Here is a 24,042-nt window from a genome sequence, read left to right as displayed (position 1 = left end):
CTACCATTCCCGGTAAACCCTACGGTGAAAATGCCTTGCTCCTTCGCTGCCTCGAGCGCACGAAGAATGTTCGATGAGTGCCCCGAAGCGCAATAGGCCCAAAAGATATCGCCGCGTCGCGCCGCTGAGCGAACCTGGCGTGCGAATAGCGTTTCGTAGCGGTGGTCATTTTCCGTCGCAGGTGTCATTGACCAATCGTCTGTCAGGGCAAATGCGGATATGCCGGGTCGGCCAGGACTGAGCCGGTGGACGAATTCGCGCGCCATATGCTGAGCGCCTGCGGCGCTGTCGTCGTCTCCAGCAAGAAAAACTTTATTGCCGGCCATAAAAGCCTCGCTGACCTTGAGGGCGACGCGTTCCATCGAGTGAATTAGTTGAGCGTTAGTCGCCAAAGTCGTCAAGACAATAATTGATTTATTGAGCTCGATCCGAGCGGCGATACTCACATTATCCTCCGCAAATGACTGCCGGCCAGCAAGCGCCCGCCACGCCGCCAAAAAGGGATGGCGCTTGCCACTTTGCATCAAATATGGGGCGTGTCGTGGACGGCTGATGAACCGTATCATGGCCTTCTCCTATATTACAAAATCTGAGCTGGCGCGCATCGGGTCGATTAAATCCACGATATTCTACAAGAGATGCATAGACGCGCTGCTCCAGGACAGGGCCCTCGGACTTTCCGACGGCATACGCAACGGCATTTCGGTACACGTCTTTTGCGCACAGTACAAACATCATTTCTTATGAGCTAGGAGGGCAGCAAGCTGACAATGCTATTTGCCGTTTCTTGTAAGCGCTTCATCGCATGCGGGCGTGCATTGTTGTTTTTAAAGGCTTCGCGCTATCGTATACGCGGAATACGGGAGGTGCCTATCGTAAAGAATTAAAAGTCCATTACGGACTGATGTTTGGCGAGGGCCGCTAGGAATATTGCTCATACAAATTTATGTGATCATTTTTAGATAAACGTGCGCGCGGTTCAGATCGTTTTTAAATTGATTTAATATATAGACCGTACCGTCTATTTGGTTGAAGGGGCGGATCAGCGTCCTGAGCGGTAACCCCGATGAGATAGGGCAGGGTTCATGGGCTATGAGTCGAGCGCGGCAATTGCCAATGAATGCATTGCGTGTGTCGCTGAAGTTGCGCACCCGGGATTCAGGAGGTCCGCCATGCAGCGCCTTTTGATCATCAGCGGATTGATCTTCCTCGCGGCCGGACTCGGCTGGCGATGGCTTGTGAACCTTCCGTTTGGTCACCTGCCTGGCGATATTCACATCGTTCGCGAAGGGTTTAGTTTTTATTTTCCGATCACGAGCTGCATTGTGATTTCTTTGGTGATCGCGGTGCTGGTCTGGCTTTTCAGACGATGATCCTCGCGTCCGAGGCACCCGCGGGGCCGACGAATTACCGGCCGCCATAAGAGCCTGGCGCTGAGCGTTAGTTGACGAGAAGAGTCCTTGCCCATGTCATAATTTTCGCTCCATCGCCTGGGGCCAACACTACGGCGCTTTAACTCAATGTCCGCGCGTTTCTATCCGAAGGTGGGTGGCCTGATTGCATGCCTAGCGATCTTAATGGCCTCCCTCGCGCCGACGATTTCACACATCGTCGCGGCGAGCCGTCGTGCAGACGCCATTTGCACGACCAGTTCCATGCCTGAGCGCTCGGCGGGCGCCCTGTGGGCAGGGCATCACGGTAACGACGGTGCGGGCGACTCCAAGTCACGACCGGCCTCTGGTGATGACTGCGGCTATTGCGGTCTTTTCGCGCACACGCCAGCGGTGCCGATTATCGCGTTGCCCTTCGTTGCCATTGTTTGGGCCACCGTGCATCAAATGGCGACACGCTTCGATAGCGTTCGCCGTCGCGAACCGGTAGGGTACTTTCAACCCCGCGCTCCGCCCGCTTTGCGTTAATCATCAGCGATTTTCTTGCGCCGCGATGCACGCTTCTATCCCGGCGTATTCGTCTACGCCCGCCACGGCGGGCAAATAGCGGCTTTTACCTGAGCTTGCATCACGTACGGGCGCTTGGCGAGCCGCTATTGATAGATTTCGAGATAACGATGAAGGTTATTCAACATACGGGCCTGGGCGTCGCCCAAAAGCTTTTCGTTTTCGCAGTAGCCGCCTTTATGGCCGGTTCGGCCTTTGCGCACGTATTCCCGAAGACGGAAGAACCCGCCGCAAGCGCGGTTGTGACATCTCCGGCTCAGGTGCGTATCGCTTTTACAGGTCCGTTGGAGCCTGCCTTTTCGTCACTGACCGTGACCAATGCCGAGGGTACGCAAATGACTGCGGTGAAGGCGAAGGTCGACCCCGCCAATACGTCCGTCATGTCGGTTGGTTTGCCAGTGCTTCCAGCAGGGCATTACATAGTGCATTGGGTGGCAGTGGCGCCCGATGGTCATCGAACGCAGGGCCAGTATCCATTCGACGTCAAGTAACAGCACGCAAAGACAGGCTTACCCCACGGGCCGTCCGTCTGGACGGCCCCTTATGCAGGCAGCGGCAAAAGCGAAGCAGTGGGGCACCGTTTATTTGGTTAGGAGTGCTAAAAAATACGGTTTAATTCCGGCATCTCAATGCGCTTTGGAATCGCGATGAACGAGTCGCGATCTCCGACGATCGGCATGGTCATGCATGGTGATGCCAATGACGAAAGGCGAAAGGCGAAAGCTGCGATGGTCAGCGCAATTCGGTGTTCTTTTTGAGCGACGACGACGATCGCTAAAGGTTCAGGAAGTACAAAGAAACGGGCGAAAAATCGTGGTGATCGCTTCCTCGCCCATGGCGCTTATTGGACGACAACTTCCGTGTGGAGGACTTGCGGCGGCGCTACAAAATACGGGCTGACGAGGGCGCGCCAGGCATTGAAGTCCTCCGATTGACGAAAGTGCACCATGTGATCGTCCAGCGTATCCCAGCGCACCATCAACAAATAGTGGTTCGGACGCTCGACGATGCGATGCAACTGCGCACCGTGACAACCTTTCGCCCTTGCAAACAGCGGCAAAGCTTGGCGCACGCCGGCTTCGAATTCCGACGTCTTGCCTTCCTGCACTTCGATTTGAGCCATTTCCAATATCACGCGTCTTTCTCCTTGGGTTCGTCGGCCGCCTCAAGACCAAGCTCGCTCGAAAATGGCGGCGCTCATCTTCGCAGCAGGTTGAAATCATAACGGTTTGCGTCAAACCGGGCTCGGCGACACGTACTCGACGAGCTATGCCGCAGCCTGTCAAAAGCCAATTTTTTCTGTTCCCCCATTCTGGTTGCTAGTCCTGTTTATTCGGGAGATGGCGCTAGGATTCGCCCGTCCGCAATGGCTCATTGGTCGAACCGTTTCACATTTGAGGGCTCCTATGCGCATTCATTCAACTTGGAAGTTGCAATGTATATCGCTCGCAACACTCGTCATGCTGGGTGGGTGCGGCGGCGGAGATGGAATGGATTCAGTGGGCACGAGCGGGCGTGCCGCCGTATCCCCGACTGCGGGGCCCGCCCCTGCGACGCCGGGTAAGCCGATTGCCGCAGACCCGAATATCGACAAGACGGTTTCTCCCGTCGAGATGCCTGATACCGTCATGCCCGTGAACTACCGGCTTTGGTTTCGTCCGAATCAGGATTTGTCCGCCTTCGACGGGCGTGCCGACGTCGAGATCAAAGTCATCAAGCCTGTCACATCGATCGTGGTGACCGCGCGCCGTCTTCAGTTCGTCAATGGCACGATCATGCTGCAGCCTGGCAACGTTGCACTCATTGCAACGCCGCAAGACGATGGCGACTACTATCAGTTGCGTCCCGCCAGTGGCCACATTGAGCCCGGCACGTATTCGCTGCATATGGAGTGGAGCGGCATCGTCAACTTCAAGACGTACGACGATCCCGCGAGCAAAACGGGCGGCAGTTGCGGCGACGATCCCTACCCGGGTTGTTCAGCGGCCCAGGGTGTCTTCCGCGTGGATTTGAAGGCAGTCGATGGCACGACGAGCGGTGCGATTCTGACGCAGGGCGAATCCAATCTGTCGCGCCAGTGGTTCCCTGGCTGGGATGAGCCCGCGTTTCGATCCACCTACGAAATCAGTGCGGATGTGCCGCAGAACTGGCGAGTTGTCTCGAATGCGGCCGAACTGCCGGCGGTTAATGTCGACGGTGGTTACAAACGCGTTTCGTTCGAGAAGACGCCGCCGATGTCGTCTTATCTGCTGTTCTTCGGCGGTGGCCAATTCGACGTTCTCGAAGACGATTTTTCGAGTCCGCTCCCCGACGGCAAGGGCCTGCATTTGCGCGTCTTCACGCCGCCGGGCATGAAGGATTGGGCGAAGCCGGCGATGCAGCAAACCAAGCAGGCGCTCGATTTTTACTATCGCTACACGGGCATCGCGCTACCGCTCAAAAAGTTCGACACGATTGCCGCAAACGACGCGTTCAAGGCTGAAAAAGATTTGAACTTTGGCGGCATGGAGAACTGGGGCGCCATTCTGGAGTTTGCCGACGATATCCTGCCGGCTCCAGGTTCGGAGATGTCGAATTACGGGCACACGGTGATCGTGCATGAAGCTGCACATCAGTGGTTCGGCGATCTCGTCACGCACGATTGGTGGGATGACGTCTGGCTCAACGAGTCATTTGCGACTTTCTTCGAGAACAAGACCAAGATTCAATTTTTCCCCGATCGGTTCAGTTGGGAGGACGAGGTTAGAAACAAATACAGGGTTATCGCCCTCGATTTGAGGCCCACTTCGTTTCCCGTTCAGCCGAACTTCAATTCATGGGCGTCGAACGACTTCGTGATCGGCGCGGGCCGCTTCGTCTATGACAAGGGTGGTCAAGTGCTCAAGATGATGGAGGGCTATCTCGGCGAGGACGTCATGCGCGGTGGCCTGCAGTCCTACTTGACCAACTACGCATTCGGCAACGGGACGCCCAAGCGGTTATGGGACGAATTGGCGCGCGCAAGCGGAGAACCGATGGTAGACATCGGCGACAGCTTCGTGCGGCAGACCGGTGTGCCGCTCGTGTCGCTCAACACGCAATGCGATCTGAGCAGCAATCAGACGGTCGTCACGCTCGCTCAAAAGCCCTTTCCCAATCAGAACCGGTATCCGGCCATCCAGTGGACCATTCCAATCACGCTGGCGTACGGGGAGGGCCTCGCCAACCGCAAGACGTTGGCGATGACAGGCACCAACATGCAGGTTCGTCTCGACGGTTGCGGCCCCGTGCTCGCGGATCCGAGCGGGCAAGATTACTACGTGGTCAATTACGGCGACAACGCGTGGAGTCAGATGATCGCGCAAGTGGGAGCTTTGCTCGATCCGCCGCGACTGCTGAATTTGAAGCTCGGCACTGCATTGCTCGTCAATGCAGGGCTGGCCGATTCGTCGCGCAAGACGGCGATTGACTCCATCGCTGCTACGACGTTCGCCGAGTCAAGGGGGCGAGCTGCCGTATCGCCGAAACGCTTCGAACGGCCTATACCGCATTATCAGGGCCTATTGAAGGCGAAGCTGCAGAGCAGGTTATCGAAGTAGGTGTCGCCGCTAGCTTGTGCATCACGTTGAACAGGCCGAGCAATTCGAGCATTAAATCGAGTCTTGCCGAGCGGGCAGCTGTCGAAAGCTGCCCGCCGTTATCTTCGACAAAAAGAAGCATAATCGCGCGGAATGGCGCGGTAAGGCGCGCGGCTCGGAGGATGCCTGGTATGTCGAACGAGAGAAGGGAGTCTCTGCGCATCGGCCTCATTTCGGACACCCATAACCTCGTGCGGCCCGAGGCGCTGCACTGGTTGACCGGGTGCGACGCGATCGTGCATGCGGGCGACGTCTGTGCACCCCACGTGCTCGAGGCGCTTTCGCGAGTTGCACCCGTGACGGCTGTGCGTGGCAACAACGACGTGGGCGCGTGGGCTGACGCGCTGCCCGAGGAGACAACGCTTGCGATTGGGGGCATCGCAATCCGCGTGGTTCACGATATCGGGGACCTCAGCGGAGATCCCCGCAAAGAACGCATCGATGTTGTCGTGACTGGACATTCGCACAAGCCTTCGATCGAGACGCGCGACGGCGTGCTGTTTGTCAATCCCGGCAGTGCGGGGCCACGCAGGTTCAAGCTGCCGGTCTCGGCGGGCATGCTCGTCGTTGAACGCGGGCGAGTGCACGCTGAGGTGCATAAGCTGATCGGATGATCGGCCGATTGCGAAGCGAATACGAATGGATGGATTGGAGGATGCGAGTCATCGTGGCTTGACCGTTACTCGAGCCACCATTCGAACACCGCGCTGTCTGATTTTCTGCCACGGTCGGCAAAGCGAACGGAATATAACGCGCGTCCCTCGTGTTTACCGTGATGCGACCGTTACACAACATCGACGGCCCGCATTTGCATGACCTATCGAACAGGGGAAACACATGGTTAGGATGCTCGCGAGATCCTTGTTGGCCGCGGTATTTTCGGTAATCGTCGTAGCGCCTGCCGCTGCACACGAAGTACCCGATCCATCGATCAAACACAATGCTCATGACGGCGTCGTTAGACTCTACGGGGCAGGTGGACCAGACACCGCATTCAAGAAGGTTGCGGCGGTTTTCACAAAGGAAACGGGCATCAAGGTCGAGGTGACCGGCGGTCCCGAGCCGACCTGGTCGAAGAAAGCGCAGGCCGATGCGGACATTCTCTGGGGCACAGCCGAGGAGGATATGACGGCGCTGCTGGAGACTTACAAGAACTTCTCATGGGACGATGTGACGCCGATCTACATTCGGCCCACGATTATCGCAGTCAAGAAAGGTAATCCTAAAGGCATTCACAGCTTTGAGGACCTCCTCAAGCCTGGTGTGAAGATTGTGGTCACCGAGGGCGCGGGCGTGGCCAATACCTCCGGCACGGGAACATGGGAAGACGTTGCAGGCCGCCTGGGTAATCTCGACGATGTGAAGAAGTTCCGCAAAAACATCGTTGGCTTCGGAAAAGGAAGCGGTCCGAGCTTCAAGATGTTCGTCGACAAGGATGCCGACGCCTGGATCACTTGGCCCGATTGGCCCATCACGCATCCCGAGAAAGCGGATTACGTCGAATTGTCGAAGGACCGCACCATTTGGCGCGACGTCAACGTGGTTCTCGCGCCCGACGCAGATCCGGAGGCTAAGCAATTCCTGGACTTTTTGAATAGCGACCGTGGCGCCGCCATCATGAAGACAGAGGGGTGGGTCCGCTGATCTGGGCGGTCTCAACCTCGCGCCCGCCCGCGTGATCGGTCCGAATTCTTGCTGATCACGCTAACGTAGTCTTTACTCCATCGTAAAAGGTGATTCCCATTTGAAACCCGGCCTTTCACAGAAGGGGGGACTTCCTTCGGGGCGCTGGTGGGTGGGCCGAGACCTCGGTCCGAAGGGCCAGTTCTGGAACGTTGTCAGGAGAGAAAGAATGTTAAAGACATCGCTTTTCATCGTTGCCTGCGCGGTCTCCTTTGCGTCTTATGCGGAGCCACCCAAAGTTTCTAATGGAATGTTTGTCGACGAGTACGGTATGACGCTCTATACCTTCGATAAGGACACTGTTCCAGGCAAGAGCGCTTGCACAGGCCCTTGCGCGGCTATTTGGCCCCCCGCCCTCGCGGAGGCAAATGACCAAGCGAGTGGGGACTGGAGTTTCGTGCCGAGGGACGATGGCCGAAATCAGTGGGCTTACAAAGGGCATCCGCTATATCGCTTTTCGAAAGACCAGCAACCCGGCCAAACGAATGGATCTGGCTTCAAAGGGATGTGGCAAATAGCGAAGCCTTGAGCGTTCGCGATGCGGCGAGATGGCGCGAGGGATCTGTCTGGATTCGCCAGTCAGCCTCTCGCGCGAGCCGCGCTTCAATTCGATCGCGCGGCGGATCGTTGAAAGCCGGTTCGCAGTGGCCCGCACACCGGCTTGACGGAAGGTGAGGCGTTGCGCGTCAGCCTTGGGAGGGTGGCACGTAGCCGGCGGCCTGGTCGGCGCCCTCGCCGAAGAAAAACTTTTCCGTCTGTTTCATCAGATACTGGCGGGCGCGCGGATCGGCCATGTTGAGCCGGTTTTCGTTGATGAGCATCGTCTGATGCTTGAGCCAGGCTTGCCAAGCCTCCTTCGAAACGCTTTCGTAAATGCGCTTGCCGAGCTCGCCCGGCAGCGGCGGAAAATCGAGGCCTTCGGCTTCCTTGCCGAGCTTCGCGCATTGAACCATGCGGGTCATCTTCAATTTCTCCTGATAATCGATGTGGGGGCTGGCGTGGCGCACGCTCAAAGGTGCTTCATCAGCACGAGCGACTTGCGCTGCCAGTTATAGAGGCGCCGGCGATCTTCGGGAAGATCGTCCACGCTGGCTTTGACGAAGCCGCGTTTCAAGAACCAGTGCTCCGTGCGGGTTGTCAGCACGAAGATGCGGGTCAGGCCGCGGGCGCGCGCGCGTTGCTCGACGCGTTTGAGCAATCGCTCGCCATCTCCCTGTCCCTGGGCGTCCTGCGCGACGGTGAGGCATGCCATCTCGCCGATGCGCTCCTGTGTGTAGGGGTAGAGGGCCGCGCAGCCGAAGAGGACGCCATCGTGCTCGATCACCGAGAAGTGATCGATATCGCGCTCGAGCTGGTGGCGGCCGCGTTTGACGAGCGTGCCGTCCGCCTCGAGCGGTTCGATGAGCGTGAGAATGCCGCCGACGTCGTCCGGCGTTGCCTCGCGCAGGCTTTCGAGATTCTCATAGGAGATCATCGTGCCAACGCCGTCGTGCAGGAATAGCTCGAGCAACAGGCTGCCGTCGAGCGCGTAAGGGATCAAATGCGCGCGCGGCACGCCACCGCGGCAGGCGCGCACCGCGTGCTTCAGATAGAACGCCGCGTCGCCCTTGATTTCGCCGCTTTCATGCAGACGGTAGGCGTCGTCGAGCGGCATCTCCCGAACCAGCTCGCCGCTTTCGTCGATCATTCCTGGTGTCTCGGTGAGGAAGACGATCTTGTCGGCGCGCAAGGCAATGGCCGCGGCTGACGCGACGTCTTCCATCGCCAGATTGAAAGCTTCGCCCGTCGGCGAGAAGCCGAGTGGCGACAGCAGGACAATTTTGCGGCTCGCAAGCGAATGGCGGATCGATTCGGCATCGATCTTGCGCACGACGCCCGTGTGGGCGAAATCGACGCCGTCGAGAATGCCCACGGGCCGTGCCGTGACGAAGTTGCCTGAGACGACGCTGATGTGCGCATGGGCCATCGGCGTGTTGGGCAAGCCCTGACTGATCGCGGCCTCGATATCGAGGCGCACTTCGCCAGCGGCTTCCTTTGCCGATTCGAGCGCGCGTGCGTCGGTGATGCGCATGCCGTGCGAAAACTCGGATCGCACGCCGTGCAAGCTCATTTGCTCCTCGACCTGCGGCCGCGATCCATGCACGAGGACGATCTGGATGCCCATCGCCTGCAAGAGCGCGACATCCGAGACGAGCGCATTGAGCAACCCTTGGTGGACGACTTCGCCGCCGAAGCCGACGACAAACGTCTTGTTGCGGAATGAGTGAATGTAAGGCGCGACCGATCGCATCCAGTCGACGAACTGTGCGGGGTCGAGATCAGGCTGGGCCGCCGCCGGCCGGTTGGAAACCGGCTCCTGCGGCGGGTTTGGCAGGGAGGCTAGGTCGGTTTGAGCATTCATGCCGGGATTATAATGCGCCCCCATGTCTAACGTACCCAATAGTCCGGCCGCCGCCGACGGCAAACCGTCGCGTGCTTTGCGTGCCCCGCGTCCGGACCGCACTCCAGGCGCGCGTGCCGCGCACATTGCGCCCAATCCTGTTCCGCCGATCGAATTTCCCGCCGAGCTGCCCGTCTGCGCGCGGCGCGACGAAATCGCGCACGCGATCCGAGACAACCCGGTGGTGATCGTGTCAGGCGAAACCGGTTCTGGCAAGACGACGCAACTGCCAAAAATCTGCCTTGCGCTCGGTCGCGGTCGCGGCGCGGGGGGCGCCGGTCTCATCGGCCACACGCAGCCGCGCCGCATCGCCGCGTCTGCGACGGGGCGGCGCATTGCCGAGGAGCTCGGCACGCCGTTTGGCGAAGTTGTCGGCTATAAGGTTCGCTTCACTGACAATCTGGCGCCTGGGGCATCCGTCAAGCTGATGACCGACGGCATTCTGCTTGCCGAGACGCAAACGGACCCGCTGTTGCGGGCGTACGACACGCTCATCATCGATGAGGCGCATGAGCGCAGCCTCAACATCGATTTTCTGCTGGGATATCTAAAGGAAATCCTGCCTAAGCGGCCTGATCTCAAGGTCATCGTCACGTCGGCGACGATCGACGCCGAGCGTTTTGCGCGCCATTTCGGTACGGACGACAAGCCAGCGCCCGTGATTGAAGTCAGCGGACGGCTTTATCCGGTCGAGATTCGTTATCAGCCGGTTGAGGACGATAGCGCGCGCGAGGCGGCGAAAGCGGGCAGGGCGGACGGTGCAAGCGGTAGTGCTGCGTCGGCGCGCGAGCGGCCTGGGAAAGTTGCGGACAGGGAAGCCGGACGGGGCGAGCGTTCCGCGGCGCGCGAGGCGCAGCGCGAACTCACTGATGCCATCGTCGACGCCGTCGACGACTTGTGCCGCGAGGGGCCAGGAGACGTGCTCGTGTTCTTGCCGGGCGAGCGCGAAATTCGCGACACGGCCGAGGCGTTGCGCAAGCACCATCCGCCGCATACCGAAATCCTGCCGCTTTTCGCGCGGCTTTCAGCCGCCGAGCAGGCGCGCGTGTTCAAACCGTCGAACGCGCGGCGCATCGTGCTCGCGACGAACGTCGCCGAGACGTCGCTGACGGTCCCGGGCATTCGTTATGTTGTCGATACCGGGCTCGCGCGCGTCAAGCGGTATTCGTACCGGAACAAGGTCGAGCAGCTCCAGGTCGAGCCGATTTCGCAGGCGGCCGCCAACCAGCGTGCCGGACGCTGCGGCCGCGTGGCCGATGGCATCTGCATCCGTCTTTTCGATGAGGCGGATTTTCAACGGCGCGTGAGGTTCACCGATCCCGAGATTCTGCGCTCGTCGCTGGCGTCGGTGATCTTGCGCATGAAGTCGCTGCATCTGACGGCGATCGAAGCGTTTCCGTTCATCGAGCCGCCGCCGGGCCGCGCGATTGCCGACGGCTATCAGCTGCTCAATGAGCTGGGCGCCGTCGACGACGACAACGCGCTCACGCCGCTTGGCAGGGAGCTGGGCCGCTTGCCGCTTGATCCGCGCATCGGCAGGATGATTCTTGCCGGGCGGGATCATGGCTCGCTCGCCGAAGTGCTCGTCATTGCCAGCGCGCTCTCGGTGCAGGACCCGCGTGATCGTCCGATCGAGGCGCAAGAGCAGGCAGACCAGGCGCACCGGCGTTTTGCCGACGAGCGCTCGGAGTTTCTCCAGTGGCTCAAGATATGGGCCTGGTTCGGCGAGGCCGTGGCGCACAAGAAGTCGAACCGCCAGCTTGCCGATGCCTGCCGCGAGCAGTTTCTTTCGCATCTGCGGTTGCGCGAGTGGCGCGATGTGCACTCGCAATTGCTGACTGTCGTGCGCGAGCACGGCTGGCGAATCAACGGCAGTGAGGCGACTTACGAGCAGGTCCACCTCGCGCTGATGACGGGCCTCATCGGTAACCTCGGCCTCAAAGCCGACGATGAACCGCACTATCTCGGCGCACGCAGCATCAAATTCTTCCTTTGGCCGGGCTCGACGCTCGTCAAAAAGGCCGGACGCTGGGTGATGGCGGCCGAGCTCGTGGAGACGAGCCGCCTTTATGCGCGCTGCCTTGCGAAGATTGAGCCCGAATGGATCGAGAAGATCGGTGCGCACTTGCTCAAAAAGTCGCTTTCCGAGCCGCACTGGGAAAAACGCGCTGCGCAGGTGACGGCGTTCGAGCGCGCGACGCTCTACGGGTTGCCCGTCTACCAGCGCCGGCGTGTCGCTTTCGGCGAGCAAGATCCGGCTCGTGCGAGGGAGATCTTCATTCGTGGCGCCTTGGTCGAAGGCGAGTTCGATACGAAGCTCCCATTCTTCGCCCATAACCGGAAGCTGCTGGCTGAGATCGAACAGCTCGAGCACAAGTCTCGCCGCCAGGACGTGCTGGTGGACGACGAGCTGATCTTCGCGTTCTACGATCAGACCATCCCGCAGGGGATCTATTCGGCGGCCGCGTTCGAGCGCTGGTATCGCGACGAGGTCAGAATGAGCGGCCAGGGCGACGAAAAGCCCCGTCTGCTTTACCTCTCGCGCGACGATTTGATGCGCCATGAGGCGGCCGGCATCACGACCGACTTGTTTCCGAAGCGCATGACGATGGCCGGCGTCGAGATGGGGCTTTCGTACCATTTTGAGCCAGGCTCGCCGCGCGACGGCGTCACGCTCACCGTTCCGCTTTATGCGTTGAACCAAGTCGATGCGCGCCGCGCCGAATGGCTGGTGCGGGGCATGCTGAAGGAGAAAGTGCAGCTGCTGTTGAAGTCGCTGCCGCAAAAGCTGCGCCGCCATTGCGTGCCGTTGCCGGAGTACGCGGCGGGTTTCGTCGAGCGGCACGAGTCGCGCTATGGCAGTGGTGGGCTGGTCGACGCCTTGATCGGCGACGTGCGCGAGACGACACAAGTTGCGTTGAAGACGACCGACTTCAAGCTGGAGACGCTTCCCACGCATCTTTTCATGAACTTCAAAGTCGTCGATGAGCACGGCCGGCAACTCGCGATGGGGCGCAACCTCGCGCAGCTACGTGCCGAGCTTGGCGGCGACGCGCAGCGGCAATTCCAGAGGCTTGCCGCCGCGGCTTCGCTCACGCCGGGCGCAGCCGGCTCGTCTTCAACGGGTGCCACCGGCACGCCTGCGGCTGAGCACAGCATGCAGCGCGAGCACGGCGGCGCAGGCGCGGACCTGGGTGGTGCCGGCGGCAAAACGGGCGCCGGCTCCAGGCGTTTGCCGACGCAGGGGCCGGCGAGAGGGACGACAGTTGCGGCGCCCTCCGGCGGCGAGGCGACGGCGCTATACGAGAACCTGACGACCTGGAACTTCGGCAAGCTGCCGGAGTTGCTCGAAATCCGGCGCGGCGGGCAAACGCTTTTCGGTTATCCGGCGCTCGTCGACCGGGCGACCCATTGCGACGTGGAGGTGTTCGATTCGCCCGAAGAGGCGGCGCGCATCCATCGAGCTGGCTTGCGACGACTGTTCGCACTTCAGCTACGCGAGCCGATTAAGTATCTGGAAAAGAACCTGCCCGGCATGCGGGAGATGGCATTGCAGTTCATGCCGCTCGGCACGCAGGAGGCGTTGCGCGACCAATTGATCGAGATGGCGCTGGATCGGGCGTGCTTGCAGGATCCGCTGCCCAATGACGATGCAAGCTTTCACGTGCGGCGCGACGAAGGCAAGGGCCGCTTGTCGCTGCTTGCACAGGAGATTGCGCGGCTCGTTGGCCAAGTGCTCGCCGAGTATGCAGCGGTGACCAAAAAGCTTGCCCAGGCGAAGCCTCATGCGACAGCTTACGCGGACATGCAGCAGCAGCTGCAGGGATTGATCGGCAAGCGCTTCGTCATCGAGACGCCGTATGCGCAGCTGTCGCATTGCCCGCGCTACTTGAAGGGCATGGCGCTGCGCATCGACAAGTTGAAGGCTGATCCAGGACGCGACGCGCGTCAGCTGGCCGAACTGCAGCCGCTTCTCACCCATTACCAGCGTGCGCAGTCCGCCCGCGGCGGCGTGCCCGACGCGAGACTCACGGAATTTCGCTGGATGCTTGAGGAATTGCGTATTTCACTTTTTGCTCAGGAACTCAGGACGCCGATGCCGGTCTCCGTTAAACGTCTGCATAAAGTGTGGGAGTCGATGCAGCGATGAGGGCGCATCTGATGCGCCCCCATTATTGACGTCGATTTGCAGGCGACTCGCGCCACTGGGTGCAACCGCACGCTCGCGAGCGCATTGCCGGGTTTGACTTCGTGAGACACTGGCGAAAGCGGTCAACCGCGGGCGGTGCGTGCGCGTTTTTAAATGACGGCGTGGCCTTCCAACGAGTTCACATGAACAAGAGTCTTGTTTCCCGCGCAAGAGGCGTTAGCGGCGTGCTTGTCACGGCGCTGCTCGGCATGCTTGCCGCCACGGGTTCGGCCCGGGCGGCCGATGACGTGATCATCCTGAACTCAGGGGAAGCGACGCTGTCGGTCATCGACAAATCGACGCACCAGGTCGTCGCCACCATTCCGACGGGCAAGGAGCCGCATCACCTGATGGTGACGCCCGACAACAAATCGCTCATTGTCGCGAACTCCGTCTCGAACAATCTGATGTTCGTGGATCCGAAAACCGGCAAAGTGCAAAGCCGGCTCGAGGGCATCGAGGACCCATATCAGCTCGGTTTCTCGCCTGACGGCAAGTGGTTAGTGACGACGGGGCTGCGCCTCGACCGTCTGGATATTTACCGCTACGACGCGCACACGAACGCGCTGTCGCTCGCCAAGCGGCTGCCGCTCGCGACGATGCCGAGCCATATGGCCTTCAGCAACGATGGCCGGACCGTCTTCGTGAGCCTTCAGGTTTCGGGCGAAGTGGCTGCCGTCGATTTGCAGACGCAGACCTTGCTTTGGAAGCTGCCAGTCGGCAAGACGCCCGCGGGGCTGTGGCTGACGCCCGCTGACCAGTACCTGCTCGTCGGCATGACCGGCGAGGACGATGTCGCGGTCGTCGACTGGCGGCACCGGACGATCGTCAAGCGCATCCATACCGGCGCCGGCGCGCACAACTTCCGTTCGCTCGACGACGGCCGTCATGTGGCCATTACCAACCGCGTCGCCAGCACCATCAGCATCATCGACGAAACGTCGCTCACCAATGTCGGCGATATCACGGGACTCATGCCAGGCCCCGACGACATGGAGCTGAGCGCCGATAAGCGCTACCTCTGGGTGACATTCCGTTTCGCCAAGCATGTGGGCATCGTCGATCTCACGACGAAAAAGCTCGTGCAGACCATCCCCGTGGGCCGCTCGCCGCATGGGATCTATTTCTACGATCGTGCGCCCGTATCGGCGAACGGTACTTAACCCTCGGACACTAGCCGCAGGATTTACTCATGTTTCACCTGATTGCCTCTTCACTCGACGATCTCGTCTCGACGTTGCAGACTTGGCTCTACGTCGATGTCATACAGCCGCTCATGTTCAAGTTTGGCTGGATGGACTACGACGAAGACACGTACGATGCGCTTTACCCGGTCATCGTCGGATTTTTGACGATCGTCGCCATGTACGTCGTGCTTCGCCCGCTCGAGGCGTTACGGCCTGTTGAGAAATGGGAGAACCGCAAGGCGGTTCGCGTCGACGTTCTCTATTCGTGGATCATCAAGCTAGGCCTCTTCAATCTGTTCTTTTTCTTCGCGTTCCAGCCGCTTTTCGATAATACGCAGAGCTGGCTGCGCTATCACAACATCGGCACGATCAATCTCGACAACCTATGGCCCGGGGTGACATCGCAGCCGTTGGTCTCGTTTCTCATCTACTTCGTGGTGATCGATTTCGCCGGCTACTGGTATCACCGTTGGGAGCATAAGTTCGGCATTTGGTGGGAGCTGCACGCGGTGCATCACAGCCAGCGCCAGATGTCGCTCTGGTGCGACGATCGCAACCATCTGCTCGATGACATTATCCAAGCCGGGTTCTTTGCCGCGATCGCGCTAGCGGTCGGCGTCGCGCCGGCGCAGTTCGTCGTGCTCACCGCCGTGTCGAACTTCCTGCAAAGCATCCAGCACACCAACGCGCGACTCAACTATGGGTGGCTGCTTGAGCGAATCCTTGTCAGCCCGGCGTTCCATCGGCGCCATCACGCTGTCGGCTATGGTCACGAAGGGACTGCATACGGATGCAACTTCGGTGTCGTGCTGTCGTGGTGGGACATGCTCTTCAAGACGGCTTCGTGGAATCGCACTGTCGAGCCGACCGGCATCCGTGACCAGATCGAGGGCGAATCGTACGGCGAGGGATTCTTCTCGCAGCATTGGCTTGCTTTCGTGCGTATTGCACGCCGGCTTCGGTCGCGTGCCCAGGCGCAAGGCAAGGATGCCGCGGCGCTCTGAGGACGCACGCCGATGAGCGAGCTACTGCGCGCATTTGCCCGTGCCGTTGTGAGCATGCTGCATCCGCGCATGCTGTGGCTCACATTCATGCCTTTTTTCGTGGTCGCGGCCAGTTGGGGCGTGATCTTTTGGTTCACCTGGCAGGATGCCGTCGGCACGGTGCGTTACTGGCTGGCGAATTCGGCGCCGGGGATGGCGCTCTATCGGGCCTTCGACTGGATCGGATTTGCGTCGCTGCACGCGGCCGTCGCGCCTTTCATCGTCATCGCAGTCACGATCCCGCTCATTGTCATCACGGTGTTGCTGGTGATCGCGACGACGTCGATGCCGCTCGTCGTTCGCCACTTGTCGGCGCGCCGATTCCCGGCGCTCGAGCAACGGCGCGGCGGCACTTGGCTCGGCAGCCTTCTCTATGCGACGGCGACCACGCTGATTTGCGTGACGCTCATCGTTGTCACGGTGCCGCTGTGGCTCATTCCACCGTTTTTTGCGCTGATTCCACCGCTGTTATGGGGGTGGCTCACCTATCGCGTGATGACTTACGACGCGCTCGCGCTGCATGCGAGCCACGCTGAGCGCATTGCGCTGACGCGCCGCCATCGTTGGCCGCTCTTGGCGATCGGCGTGGCAAGTGGCCTCATGAGCACGCTGCCGACACTGATCTGGGCGTGGTCGATCTGGTTGGTCGTGCTGTTTCCCGTGATCGCGGCGGCGATGATTTGGGTCTACGCCGCGATTCTGATCTTTTCGGCATTGTGGTTTGGGCACTATTGCCTGAAGGCGCTCGAGGACATGCGCGGCGAAGAGGCGCACCGAGCGCCCTTGAAGCACTTGCCGCCATGAGCATCATCGACGACCATGGGTGATCTTCACTCAGATTGAGGCGGTCATGGCATTTGGCGTCATCATCATCGGCGATGAAATCTTGTCGGGCAGGCGCACCGACAAGCATCTGCCGAAGATCATCGAACTCCTGAAGGCGCGTGGACTCGCGCTTGCGTGGGCCGAATATGTCGGCGACGATCCTGACAAGATCACTGCGACGCTTGCGCGGACGTTTGCTTCGGGCGATATCGTCTTTTCGACGGGCGGTATCGGCGCCACGCCGGACGACCACACGCGCCAATGCGCCGCGAAGGCGCTCGGCGTCCCGCTTGAGTTGCATCCCGAGGCGGCCGTGCTGATCGGCGAGCGAATCCGCGAGATGCAAGCGGCGGCAGGCATTCCCGTCGACCTGGACTCGCCCGAGAACCAGCATCGCCTGAATATGGGCGTGTTCCCGTGCGGCGCGTCGATCATTCCGAACAGCTACAACAAGATTCCGGGTTTCTCCGTCGGCGATCACCACTTCGTGCCCGGCTTTCCAGTCATGGCCTGGCCGATGATTGAATGGATACTGGACACACGCTACGCCCATCTGCATCACCAAGTACCGCACGAAGAGCGCTCAATGTTCGTCTTCGGGCTCATGGAATCGACGCTCACGCCGCTCATGGAAAAAATCGAGACCGAATTTCCGAGCGTTCGCGTCTTCAGCTTGCCGAGCGTCGGTGATCCCGAGCGCGGTGGCGTGTTTGCGCGCCGACACATTGATCTTGGCGTCAAGGGTGAACCCGAGGCCGTAGCCGCCGCATTCATCAAACTACGCGAAGGCGCTCATCTGCTGGGCGGCGATATCGTCGAGCCAGTCGCCGCCCCCTCGGACAATAAGTAGCGGGGCCCTGCCGCTCGCCACGGTTGTAGCGAACGGCGGAGGGCCGCTTGGAGGCTCGCTGAGGGCGCTTTATGCGCCGAGCCAGGGCAGGCCGCGGTGGCACCAGCCTTCGACAGTTTTGCGGTGGCCGTGCCCGTCCTTGGCGCCTTCGAAGCCTTCAAGGATGTCATAAGCCCGTGCAAAGCCGGCCTGCTGGGCTGCGACGGCTGCCAGCTTTGAGCGGGCCGCGCTGCGGCAAAGGAAAAGGACGGGGGTATCGGTCGAAGCGATCCCGCGTAGCGTATCGATGAATTCGGAATTCGGTACACCGCCCGGATAACGTGTCCACTCGATATGCGCGTACTGGCCGTCGCCGATCACGGGCCGGCCGACCCAGTCGAGTTCCGCTCGCGTGCGCACGTCGATGAGTCGCGCTGCCGGATTCAGTTGCAGGAACTCGAATGCTTCGGCGGGGGAGAGTGCCCCAGCGTACGGCAGCTGGTTTTCGGTGCGACGCACGTCCGCCTGCGCCAGGATCTGTTCCAGCGTGCTCATGACCGCCTGCCTCCTTGAAAAAGCAAACATTCTAGCGCGGTAGTGCCTCTCATCTGACCCGAAACGTTGGCATGCGCGCATTTGATACCGTCATACTCAAAACGGTGCAAAATGGAGCCGGACGCACCGAATATAAGCTTTTTGGACAGTTTGGCGGCGTCGTTGCACTCATTCGGTGCAAATGCGCAAAAGCGGCGAAATCGTTGCCCGTGACGGTGCAGGCACGCGTTCCAAGGAGGGGCGTGGCTGCCGAGCCGTCCGCAGGTGGCGACTCCTTGGCGTGAATCAACGTACCGCTTTTGGCATGAAAGATGCTTTTACGGTCAGCGATCGCTTTGACGCGCCGTTTCCTCGGATCGAACATTCCCAAGCCGAGGTAGGCGGCGAGGCGAAGAACCGCCGAACTTATCAATGGAGAAGAGGATATGAGTAAAACCGTGGCCGACGTCATGCAGCTCGTCAAAGACGAGGACGTCAAGTTTGTGGACTTTCGCTTCACCGACACGCGGGGCAAGGAGCAGCACGTTTCCGTTCCGCTGTCGGCATTCGACGAAGACAAGTTCGAAAGCGGCCATGCGTTCGACGGTTCCTCGATTGCCGGCTGGAAGGGCATCGAAGCCTCGGACATGTTGCTCTTGCCGGATTCCAACACGGCATTCATCGATCCGTTCTATGAGGAGCCGACGCTCGTTCTGAGCTGCGACGTCATCGAGCCGTCGGACGGTAAGGGCTATGAACGCGATCCGCGCTCGCTCGCAAAGCGCGCCGAAGCCTACCTGAAGAGCACCGGTCTCGGCGATACGGCGTACTTCGGCCCGGAGCCCGAGTTCTTCATTTTCGATTCGGTTCAGTGGAACACGGACATGTCCGGCTGCTTCGTCAAGATCGGCTCGGATGAAGCACCGTGGTCGTCGGGCAAGGACTCCGAAGGCGGCAACGCGGGTCACCGTCCCGGTGTCAAGGGCGGCTACTTCCCGGTCGCACCGGTCGATACGTTCCAGGACATGCGCTCGGAAATGTGTCTGCTGCTCGAGCAGATCGGCATTCCGGTCGAAGTGCACCACCACGAAGTGGCGGGCCAGGGCCAAAACGAAATCGGCACGAAGTTCTCGACGCTCGTGCAGCGTGCCGACTGGACGCAGCAGCTCAAGTACATCGTTCAGAACGTGGCGCACACGTACGGCAAGACGGCGACGTTCATGCCGAAGCCTATCGTTGGCGATAACGGCTCGGGCATGCACGTTCACCAGTCGATCTGGAAGGATGGCCAGAACCTGTTCGCGGGCAACGGCTACGCGGGCCTTTCCGAGTTCGCGCTGTTCTACATCGGCGGCATCATCAAGCACGCGCGTGCACTGAACGCGATCACGAACCCGACGACGAACTCGTACAAGCGTCTCGTGCCGGGCTTCGAAGCACCGGTGAAGCTCGCCTACTCGGCGCGCAACCGCTCGGCGTCGATCCGCATTCCGCACGTGACGAACCCGAAGGGCCGCCGCATCGAAACGCGCTTCCCGGACCCGATGGCGAACCCGTACCTCGCCTTCTCGGCGCTGATGATGGCGGGTCTCGACGGCGTGCAGAACAAGATCCATCCGGGCGAAGCCGCGGACAAGAACCTGTACGATCTGCCGCCCGAAGAGGACGCAAAGATCCCGACGGTTTGCGCGGGCCTCGACCAGGCACTCGAAGCGCTCGACAAGGACCGTGAGTTCTTGACGCGCGGCGGCGTGTTCACGGACGGCATGCTCGACGCTTACCTGGAGCTCAAGGAAGCTGAGCTGCAGCGTTTCCGCATGACGACGCACCCGATCGAGTTCGAGATGTACTACTCGCTGTAAGCGGCGCGATGCGCTTCGCCTTTGCTCGTCGGCGGAGCGCACTTCACGCTTGCGATCAGTCTCGAAGGGACGGCGCCGCCGTCCCTTTTTTGTTCCATTGCGTTTGTTGCGCTCGTTTCATGCGTAGCCCATGGCCGTGATTACACGATGGTGCTCAAGAATTTGATCAAGCCGAAGAAGGGCCAAGCCGAGCCCTTGACCGACGACGCGCCGCTCGCCGCCTCAGGGCTGCTGCCCGGGTTCGAGGCGCTGCCGACGGTGGCGCTCGTGCTCGAAAAGCGTTCGCTACGGGTCGCGTTTGCGAATCCATCGGCCGAGTCGATGCTCGATTTGTCGCGGCGCCAACTCATGCAGATGCCGTGGCCCGACATCTTCGAGAACGGCCATGATCTCGTCGCAACGATTGCGGCCATTGCCGAACAGCGTTTCCATTCCACGCACCTCGATGCTGTCTTCGAGCGGCCTGGACGTGATGCGCTGCACGTGCATGTCGTTGTCGGTTTCCTCGAAAGCGCGCCCGATTACGTGCTGCTCGAACTGTTCGAAAACGAGCGTCATCTGCGCACGGATCGAGAGGAGCGCATTCACGATCTCACCTCGGCCAACAAGCAGTTGATCCGTAACCTCGCGCACGAGATCAAGAATCCGCTCGGTGGCATTCGCGGCGCTGCGCAACTGCTCGAGCTCGAGCTCGATGCGCGCGAGCGCCACGACCTCAGCGAATACACGCAAGTCATCGTCAAGGAATCGGATCGCCTGCAAACGCTCGTCGATCGCCTCCTCGAGCCACATCGGCACCCGCATATCGTAGGCGACGTCAACATTCACGAAGTCTGCGAGCGAGTGCGCGCCGTCATCATGGCCGAGTTCCCGCGTGGTCTCACGATCGAACGCGATTACGACGTGAGCGTGCCGGACTTGCGTGGTGACAAAGAGCAATTGATCCAGGCGTTGCTCAACATCGTGCGCAACGCGGCGCAGGCGCTGCGCGAGCGTATCAGCGAGGGCGATGCACGCATCGCGCTGCGTACGCGCGTTGCACGCAAGGTCACGATTGCCAAGCGCCTATGCAAATTGGCATTGGACTTGCGAGTCATCGATAACGGTCCGGGAATTCCTGAAGAGATTCGCGAACGCATTTTCTTTCCGCTTGTGTCGGGTCGTGAAGGCGGCAGCGGGTTGGGTCTTACACTCGCACAGACCTTCGTGCAGCAGCACGACGGGGTTATCGAGGTGGAAAGCCGGCCCGGACACACGGAGTTTCAGATTTTGTTGCCGCTCGACTATTGACATACGACCACTCTATGAAGCCGATTTGGATTGTAGACGACGACCAATCGATCCGCTGGGTGCTCGAGAAGGCCCTTGCGCGCGAGAGCCTCGCAACGCGCAGTTTCGCCAATGTGCGCGACGTGCTGGCCGCGCTCGAGCACGATACGCCCCAGGTGCTGGTATCCGATATCCGGATGCCGGGTGCCTCCGGGCTTGAATTGCTGCAATCGATTCGTGAACGGTTGCCCGAGTTGCCCGTCATCATCATGACGGCTTATTCCGATCTCGACAGCGCCGTTGCTGCATTCCAGGGCGGGGCATTCGAGTATCTTGCGAAGCCGTTCGACATCGATCGGGCCGTGGAGCTGATTCATCGGGCCGTCGACGAAAGTCTGCGCGGCACGCATTCGGCGGAGACGTTGCTGGCCGATGCCCCCGAAATGCTCGGCCAGGCGCCGGCGATGCAAGACATGTTTCGCGCGATCGGTCGCTTGTCGACCTCCTCCGCAACGGTGCTCATCACGGGCGAGTCGGGTACGGGCAAAGAGCTCGTTGCACGCGCGCTGCACCGTCACAGCCCACGCGCGAATGGTCCGTTCATCGCGCTCAATACAGCGGCGATACCCAAAGATCTTTTGGAGTCCGAACTATTCGGGCATGAGCGCGGCGCTTTTACGGGCGCGCAGGCGATGCGCCAGGGCCGCTTCGAGCAGGCGGAGAACGGCACGCTTTTCCTCGATGAAATCGGCGATATGCCCTTCGATTTGCAAACGCGGCTTTTGCGTGTGCTGTCGGATGGGCAGTTTTATCGTGTCGGCGGACACAGCCCACTGCGCGCCAATGTGCGGGTGATCGCAGCGACGCACCAAAACCTTGAGGCACGGGTGCGGCAGGGGCTCTTCCGCGAGGACCTCTATCACCGGCTTAATGTCATACGCCTGAGGCTGCCGCCGCTGCGCGAGCGCAAGGAGGACATTCCGCTGCTCACTCGCCACTTTCTGCAAAAAAGCGGACGCGATCTCGGCGTCGAGCCTAAGCGCGTGTCCGAGGGGGCGCTCGCCTACCTCGCTTCGCTGCCGTTTCCGGGCAACGTGCGGCAACTCGAGAATCTTGCGAACTGGCTGACCGTCATGGCACCGGCGCAGACGATCGAGATCAAGGATCTCCCGCCTGACCTCGTTCCGGCTTCGGTTCAGCCCGCGGCAGATAGTGCTGCGGGTCCGGCAGCTGGCTCGCAAGCGGGCGCGGGGGCGATGTTGCACGATGGCGAGCGCAACGGTGTTGCAGTAGCGTCGCAATCCGTGCCGTCATCGGGGGGGGCATCGACGGGGTTGGTGCTCAGCATGTGGGAGAGCGGGCTGCGCGCGGAAGTTGCGCGGATGCTGCGCGATAACATGGCTGACGTCATGGACGAGTTGGCCCGCCGCTTTGAGGCCGCAGTCATCCGCGAAGCGCTTGAGTTCACGCGCGGGCGAAAGGTCGAAGCCGCGGAGCGGCTCGGTATTGGCCGCAATACGATTACGCGAAAGATCCAAGAACTGAACTTGGAACCGTAAGGGCGTTGGGCTGTGACCAGTGACCGCTGGCTAATGAATGGAGCGAACGCTTCGCATTCACGCCAGATGGGCACTCGGTCGACAGCCTTTCGCTAACTTCAGGCAGGACGTTCAAGCGTTGCGATCACGGGCGCGTGATCGGACGGCTGATCCCACTTGCGCGGGGTTTTGTCGACCTCGCATTGTGTGCAGGTTGCCGCAAGCGCTGGCGACAGCAGAATGTGATCGATGCGAAGCCCGGCATTGCGCCTGAAGGCGAGCATGCGATAGTCCCACCAGGTAAACATCTTTTCCGGCTGCTCGAACTGCCGAAACGAATCCACGAGGCCTAGACCAACCAGCTTGGCGAAGTGCTCGCGCTCCTCCGGGGAGACGAGGTTTTGCCCTTGCCACGCTTGCGGATCGTGGACGTCCCGATCTTCGGGGGCGATGTTGTAATCGCCGAGCAGCGCGAGCGATGGATAACGGGCCAGCTCCGAGCTGAGCCACGCTGAGAGTGCGTCAAGCCAACTCAACTTATAGGCGAACTTCTCGGTGCCGGGCGCCTGGCCGTTTGGAAAGTACGCCGAGATGATGCGCATGCCACCGATCGTGGCGGCGAGGACACGTTGTTGCGCGTCTTCGAACCCAGGGATATTGCGCACAACGTCCGTTTCGTCGACTTCAATGCCCTCGCGCACGAGCAACCCCACGCCGTTATACGTTTTCTGACCGGCGCACCAGCTGCGGTAACCCTTTGCGGCGAACTCGGCATGGGGGAATTTTTCGTCGGGCAGTTTCAGCTCTTGTAGGCAGAGCACGTCCACGCCGCTGAGCTCGAGCCAGTCGATAACGTGTTGCTGGCGGACCTTCAGGGAGTTGACGTTCCAGGTGGCGATTTTCATTGAGTTCAAAGCGCCTTATCGGGCGTGCTTTTTAACGATGATGCGGGGAAAAGGATTCGGCTGGCTACCCACCTACGCATGTGGGATGGGGTAGGAAAATTGAGCCGACGAGGGATTTTACTGCGGGTAGGAGGCGACGAGTGCCTCGAGGGACCGGCTGAAG

The 24,042-nt window shown here is 60.5% G+C and carries 21 protein-coding genes; 15 read left to right on the top strand and 6 right to left on the bottom strand.

Features of this window, described 5'->3' with window-relative positions; all coding sequences use genetic code 11:
* A partial coding sequence (locus tag VL598_RS16910; RefSeq protein ID WP_325327877.1) for an SIS domain-containing protein occupies positions 1-566 on the bottom strand: 566 nt, incomplete at its 3' end.
* 606 nt (positions 567-1,172) lie between these two features.
* Between VL598_RS16910 and VL598_RS16905 the strand changes: the two genes are divergently transcribed.
* The 3 genes from VL598_RS16905 to VL598_RS16895 all read left to right on the top strand — a co-directional run bounded on the left by VL598_RS16905 (position 1,173) and on the right by VL598_RS16895 (position 2,449).
* Positions 1,173-1,373 (top strand): DUF2905 domain-containing protein, encoded by a 201-nt coding sequence (locus VL598_RS16905; RefSeq protein WP_325327876.1) that lies wholly within the window; start codon positions 1,173-1,175, stop codon positions 1,371-1,373.
* A gap of 147 nt (positions 1,374-1,520) precedes the next feature.
* Positions 1,521-1,919: a DUF2946 domain-containing protein gene (locus VL598_RS16900; protein WP_325327875.1), complete on the top strand. Its 399-nt coding sequence runs from the start codon at positions 1,521-1,523 to the stop codon at positions 1,917-1,919.
* Positions 1,920-2,068: 149 nt separating this feature from the next.
* Complete coding sequence (locus tag VL598_RS16895) at positions 2,069-2,449, top strand: copper resistance CopC family protein (RefSeq protein ID WP_414718742.1); 381 nt, start codon at positions 2,069-2,071, stop codon at positions 2,447-2,449.
* A gap of 350 nt (positions 2,450-2,799) precedes the next feature.
* Here VL598_RS16895 and VL598_RS16890 read toward each other — a convergent pair whose 3' ends face one another.
* A complete protein-coding gene (locus VL598_RS16890) occupies positions 2,800-3,093 on the bottom strand; it encodes an antibiotic biosynthesis monooxygenase family protein (RefSeq protein WP_325327874.1) in 294 nt (97 codons plus the stop codon).
* A 355-nt stretch (positions 3,094-3,448) separates the two neighbouring features.
* Here VL598_RS16890 and VL598_RS16885 point away from each other — a divergent pair, with 355 nt between their 5' ends.
* The 4 genes from VL598_RS16885 to VL598_RS16870 all read left to right on the top strand — a co-directional run bounded on the left by VL598_RS16885 (position 3,449) and on the right by VL598_RS16870 (position 7,787).
* Positions 3,449-5,536, top strand: a complete 2,088-nt coding sequence (locus tag VL598_RS16885) for a M1 family metallopeptidase (protein WP_414718741.1) — start codon at positions 3,449-3,451, stop codon at positions 5,534-5,536.
* 170 nt (positions 5,537-5,706) lie between these two features.
* Positions 5,707-6,189 (top strand): metallophosphoesterase family protein, encoded by a 483-nt coding sequence (locus tag VL598_RS16880; protein ID WP_325327872.1) that lies wholly within the window; start codon positions 5,707-5,709, stop codon positions 6,187-6,189.
* Between the two features lie 223 nt (positions 6,190-6,412).
* On the top strand, positions 6,413-7,219 hold the full coding sequence (locus tag VL598_RS16875; RefSeq protein ID WP_325327871.1) for an extracellular solute-binding protein: 807 nt from the start codon (positions 6,413-6,415) through the stop codon (positions 7,217-7,219).
* A 208-nt stretch (positions 7,220-7,427) separates the two neighbouring features.
* Positions 7,428-7,787 (top strand): hypothetical protein, encoded by a 360-nt coding sequence (locus VL598_RS16870; RefSeq protein WP_325327870.1) that lies wholly within the window; start codon positions 7,428-7,430, stop codon positions 7,785-7,787.
* 157 nt (positions 7,788-7,944) lie between these two features.
* Here VL598_RS16870 and VL598_RS16865 read toward each other — a convergent pair whose 3' ends face one another.
* A complete protein-coding gene (locus tag VL598_RS16865; RefSeq protein WP_325327869.1) occupies positions 7,945-8,220 on the bottom strand; it encodes an oxidative damage protection protein in 276 nt (91 codons plus the stop codon).
* 47 nt (positions 8,221-8,267) lie between these two features.
* Positions 8,268-9,659 (bottom strand): amino-acid N-acetyltransferase, encoded by a 1,392-nt coding sequence (gene argA / locus VL598_RS16860; protein ID WP_325327868.1) that lies wholly within the window; start codon positions 9,657-9,659, stop codon positions 8,268-8,270.
* A gap of 22 nt (positions 9,660-9,681) precedes the next feature.
* On the opposite strand from argA, the gene hrpA reads away from it, so the two are divergent.
* From hrpA to VL598_RS16835, 5 genes are all read left to right on the top strand, one after another.
* The gene (hrpA, locus tag VL598_RS16855) at positions 9,682-13,848 is read left to right on the top strand and encodes an ATP-dependent RNA helicase HrpA (RefSeq protein ID WP_325327867.1); all 4,167 of its coding nucleotides are present in this window, start codon (positions 9,682-9,684) and stop codon (positions 13,846-13,848) included.
* Positions 13,849-14,030: 182 nt separating this feature from the next.
* A complete protein-coding gene (locus VL598_RS16850; protein WP_325327866.1) occupies positions 14,031-15,050 on the top strand; it encodes a beta-propeller fold lactonase family protein in 1,020 nt (339 codons plus the stop codon).
* Between the two features lie 29 nt (positions 15,051-15,079).
* Positions 15,080-16,078, top strand: a complete 999-nt coding sequence (locus VL598_RS16845) for a sterol desaturase family protein (RefSeq protein ID WP_325327865.1) — start codon at positions 15,080-15,082, stop codon at positions 16,076-16,078.
* 12 nt (positions 16,079-16,090) lie between these two features.
* Positions 16,091-16,921 carry an EI24 domain-containing protein gene (locus VL598_RS16840; protein WP_325327864.1) on the top strand — a complete coding sequence of 277 codons (831 nt, stop codon included), beginning with the start codon at positions 16,091-16,093 and terminating at the stop codon, positions 16,919-16,921.
* 46 nt (positions 16,922-16,967) lie between these two features.
* A complete protein-coding gene (locus VL598_RS16835) occupies positions 16,968-17,792 on the top strand; it encodes a competence/damage-inducible protein A (protein ID WP_325327863.1) in 825 nt (274 codons plus the stop codon).
* 69 nt (positions 17,793-17,861) lie between these two features.
* Here the strand turns inward: VL598_RS16835 and VL598_RS16830 are convergent, their stop codons facing one another.
* Positions 17,862-18,326 carry a rhodanese-like domain-containing protein gene (locus tag VL598_RS16830; RefSeq protein WP_325327862.1) on the bottom strand — a complete coding sequence of 155 codons (465 nt, stop codon included), beginning with the start codon at positions 18,324-18,326 and terminating at the stop codon, positions 17,862-17,864.
* A 425-nt stretch (positions 18,327-18,751) separates the two neighbouring features.
* Here VL598_RS16830 and glnA point away from each other — a divergent pair, with 425 nt between their 5' ends.
* The 3 genes from glnA (at position 18,752) to ntrC (ending at position 22,995) form a co-directional block, all read left to right on the top strand.
* Positions 18,752-20,167, top strand: a complete 1,416-nt coding sequence (glnA, locus tag VL598_RS16825; protein WP_325327861.1) for a type I glutamate--ammonia ligase — start codon at positions 18,752-18,754, stop codon at positions 20,165-20,167.
* Between the two features lie 147 nt (positions 20,168-20,314).
* Complete coding sequence (glnL, locus tag VL598_RS16820) at positions 20,315-21,457, top strand: nitrogen regulation protein NR(II) (RefSeq protein WP_325327878.1); 1,143 nt, start codon at positions 20,315-20,317, stop codon at positions 21,455-21,457.
* 14 nt (positions 21,458-21,471) lie between these two features.
* Entirely contained in the window at positions 21,472-22,995 is a 1,524-nt protein-coding gene (gene ntrC, locus VL598_RS16815; protein WP_325327860.1) for a nitrogen regulation protein NR(I), read from the top strand.
* 98 nt (positions 22,996-23,093) lie between these two features.
* Here the strand turns inward: ntrC and xth are convergent, their stop codons facing one another.
* On the bottom strand, positions 23,094-23,879 hold the full coding sequence (gene xth / locus VL598_RS16810; RefSeq protein ID WP_325327859.1) for an exodeoxyribonuclease III: 786 nt from the start codon (positions 23,877-23,879) through the stop codon (positions 23,094-23,096).
* Between the last annotated feature and the right edge of the window lie 163 nt (positions 23,880-24,042).

Origin of the sequence: Trinickia sp. (assembly GCF_035492435.1) — a bacterium.
Lineage (GTDB): Bacteria > Pseudomonadota > Gammaproteobacteria > Burkholderiales > Burkholderiaceae > Trinickia.
Note: the sequence above shows the minus strand (reverse complement) of the source record. Positions and strands in the feature narration are given on the sequence as shown.

Bases quoted from the DNA above. Each gene is read 5' to 3' on its own strand.
- VL598_RS16905 (WP_325327876.1), top strand. From the start codon at position 1,173: ATGCAGCGCCTTTTGATCATCAGCGGATTGATCTTCCTCGCGGCCGGA.
- VL598_RS16900 (WP_325327875.1), top strand. From the start codon at position 1,521: ATGTCCGCGCGTTTCTATCCGAAGGTGGGTGGCCTGATTGCATGCCTA.
- VL598_RS16895 (WP_414718742.1), top strand. From the start codon at position 2,069: ATGAAGGTTATTCAACATACGGGCCTGGGCGTCGCCCAAAAGCTTTTC.
- VL598_RS16885 (WP_414718741.1), top strand. From the start codon at position 3,449: ATGGATTCAGTGGGCACGAGCGGGCGTGCCGCCGTATCCCCGACTGCG.
- VL598_RS16880 (WP_325327872.1), top strand. From the start codon at position 5,707: ATGTCGAACGAGAGAAGGGAGTCTCTGCGCATCGGCCTCATTTCGGAC.
- VL598_RS16875 (WP_325327871.1), top strand. From the start codon at position 6,413: ATGGTTAGGATGCTCGCGAGATCCTTGTTGGCCGCGGTATTTTCGGTA.
- VL598_RS16870 (WP_325327870.1), top strand. From the start codon at position 7,428: ATGTTAAAGACATCGCTTTTCATCGTTGCCTGCGCGGTCTCCTTTGCG.
- VL598_RS16865 (WP_325327869.1), bottom strand. From the start codon at position 8,220: ATGACCCGCATGGTTCAATGCGCGAAGCTCGGCAAGGAAGCCGAAGGC.
- argA (WP_325327868.1), bottom strand. From the start codon at position 9,659: ATGAATGCTCAAACCGACCTAGCCTCCCTGCCAAACCCGCCGCAGGAG.
- hrpA (WP_325327867.1), top strand. From the start codon at position 9,682: ATGTCTAACGTACCCAATAGTCCGGCCGCCGCCGACGGCAAACCGTCG.
- VL598_RS16850 (WP_325327866.1), top strand. From the start codon at position 14,031: ATGAACAAGAGTCTTGTTTCCCGCGCAAGAGGCGTTAGCGGCGTGCTT.
- VL598_RS16845 (WP_325327865.1), top strand. From the start codon at position 15,080: ATGTTTCACCTGATTGCCTCTTCACTCGACGATCTCGTCTCGACGTTG.
- VL598_RS16840 (WP_325327864.1), top strand. From the start codon at position 16,091: ATGAGCGAGCTACTGCGCGCATTTGCCCGTGCCGTTGTGAGCATGCTG.
- VL598_RS16835 (WP_325327863.1), top strand. From the start codon at position 16,968: ATGGCATTTGGCGTCATCATCATCGGCGATGAAATCTTGTCGGGCAGG.
- VL598_RS16830 (WP_325327862.1), bottom strand. From the start codon at position 18,326: ATGAGCACGCTGGAACAGATCCTGGCGCAGGCGGACGTGCGTCGCACC.
- glnA (WP_325327861.1), top strand. From the start codon at position 18,752: ATGAGTAAAACCGTGGCCGACGTCATGCAGCTCGTCAAAGACGAGGAC.
- glnL (WP_325327878.1), top strand. From the start codon at position 20,315: ATGGTGCTCAAGAATTTGATCAAGCCGAAGAAGGGCCAAGCCGAGCCC.
- ntrC (WP_325327860.1), top strand. From the start codon at position 21,472: ATGAAGCCGATTTGGATTGTAGACGACGACCAATCGATCCGCTGGGTG.
- xth (WP_325327859.1), bottom strand. From the start codon at position 23,879: ATGAAAATCGCCACCTGGAACGTCAACTCCCTGAAGGTCCGCCAGCAA.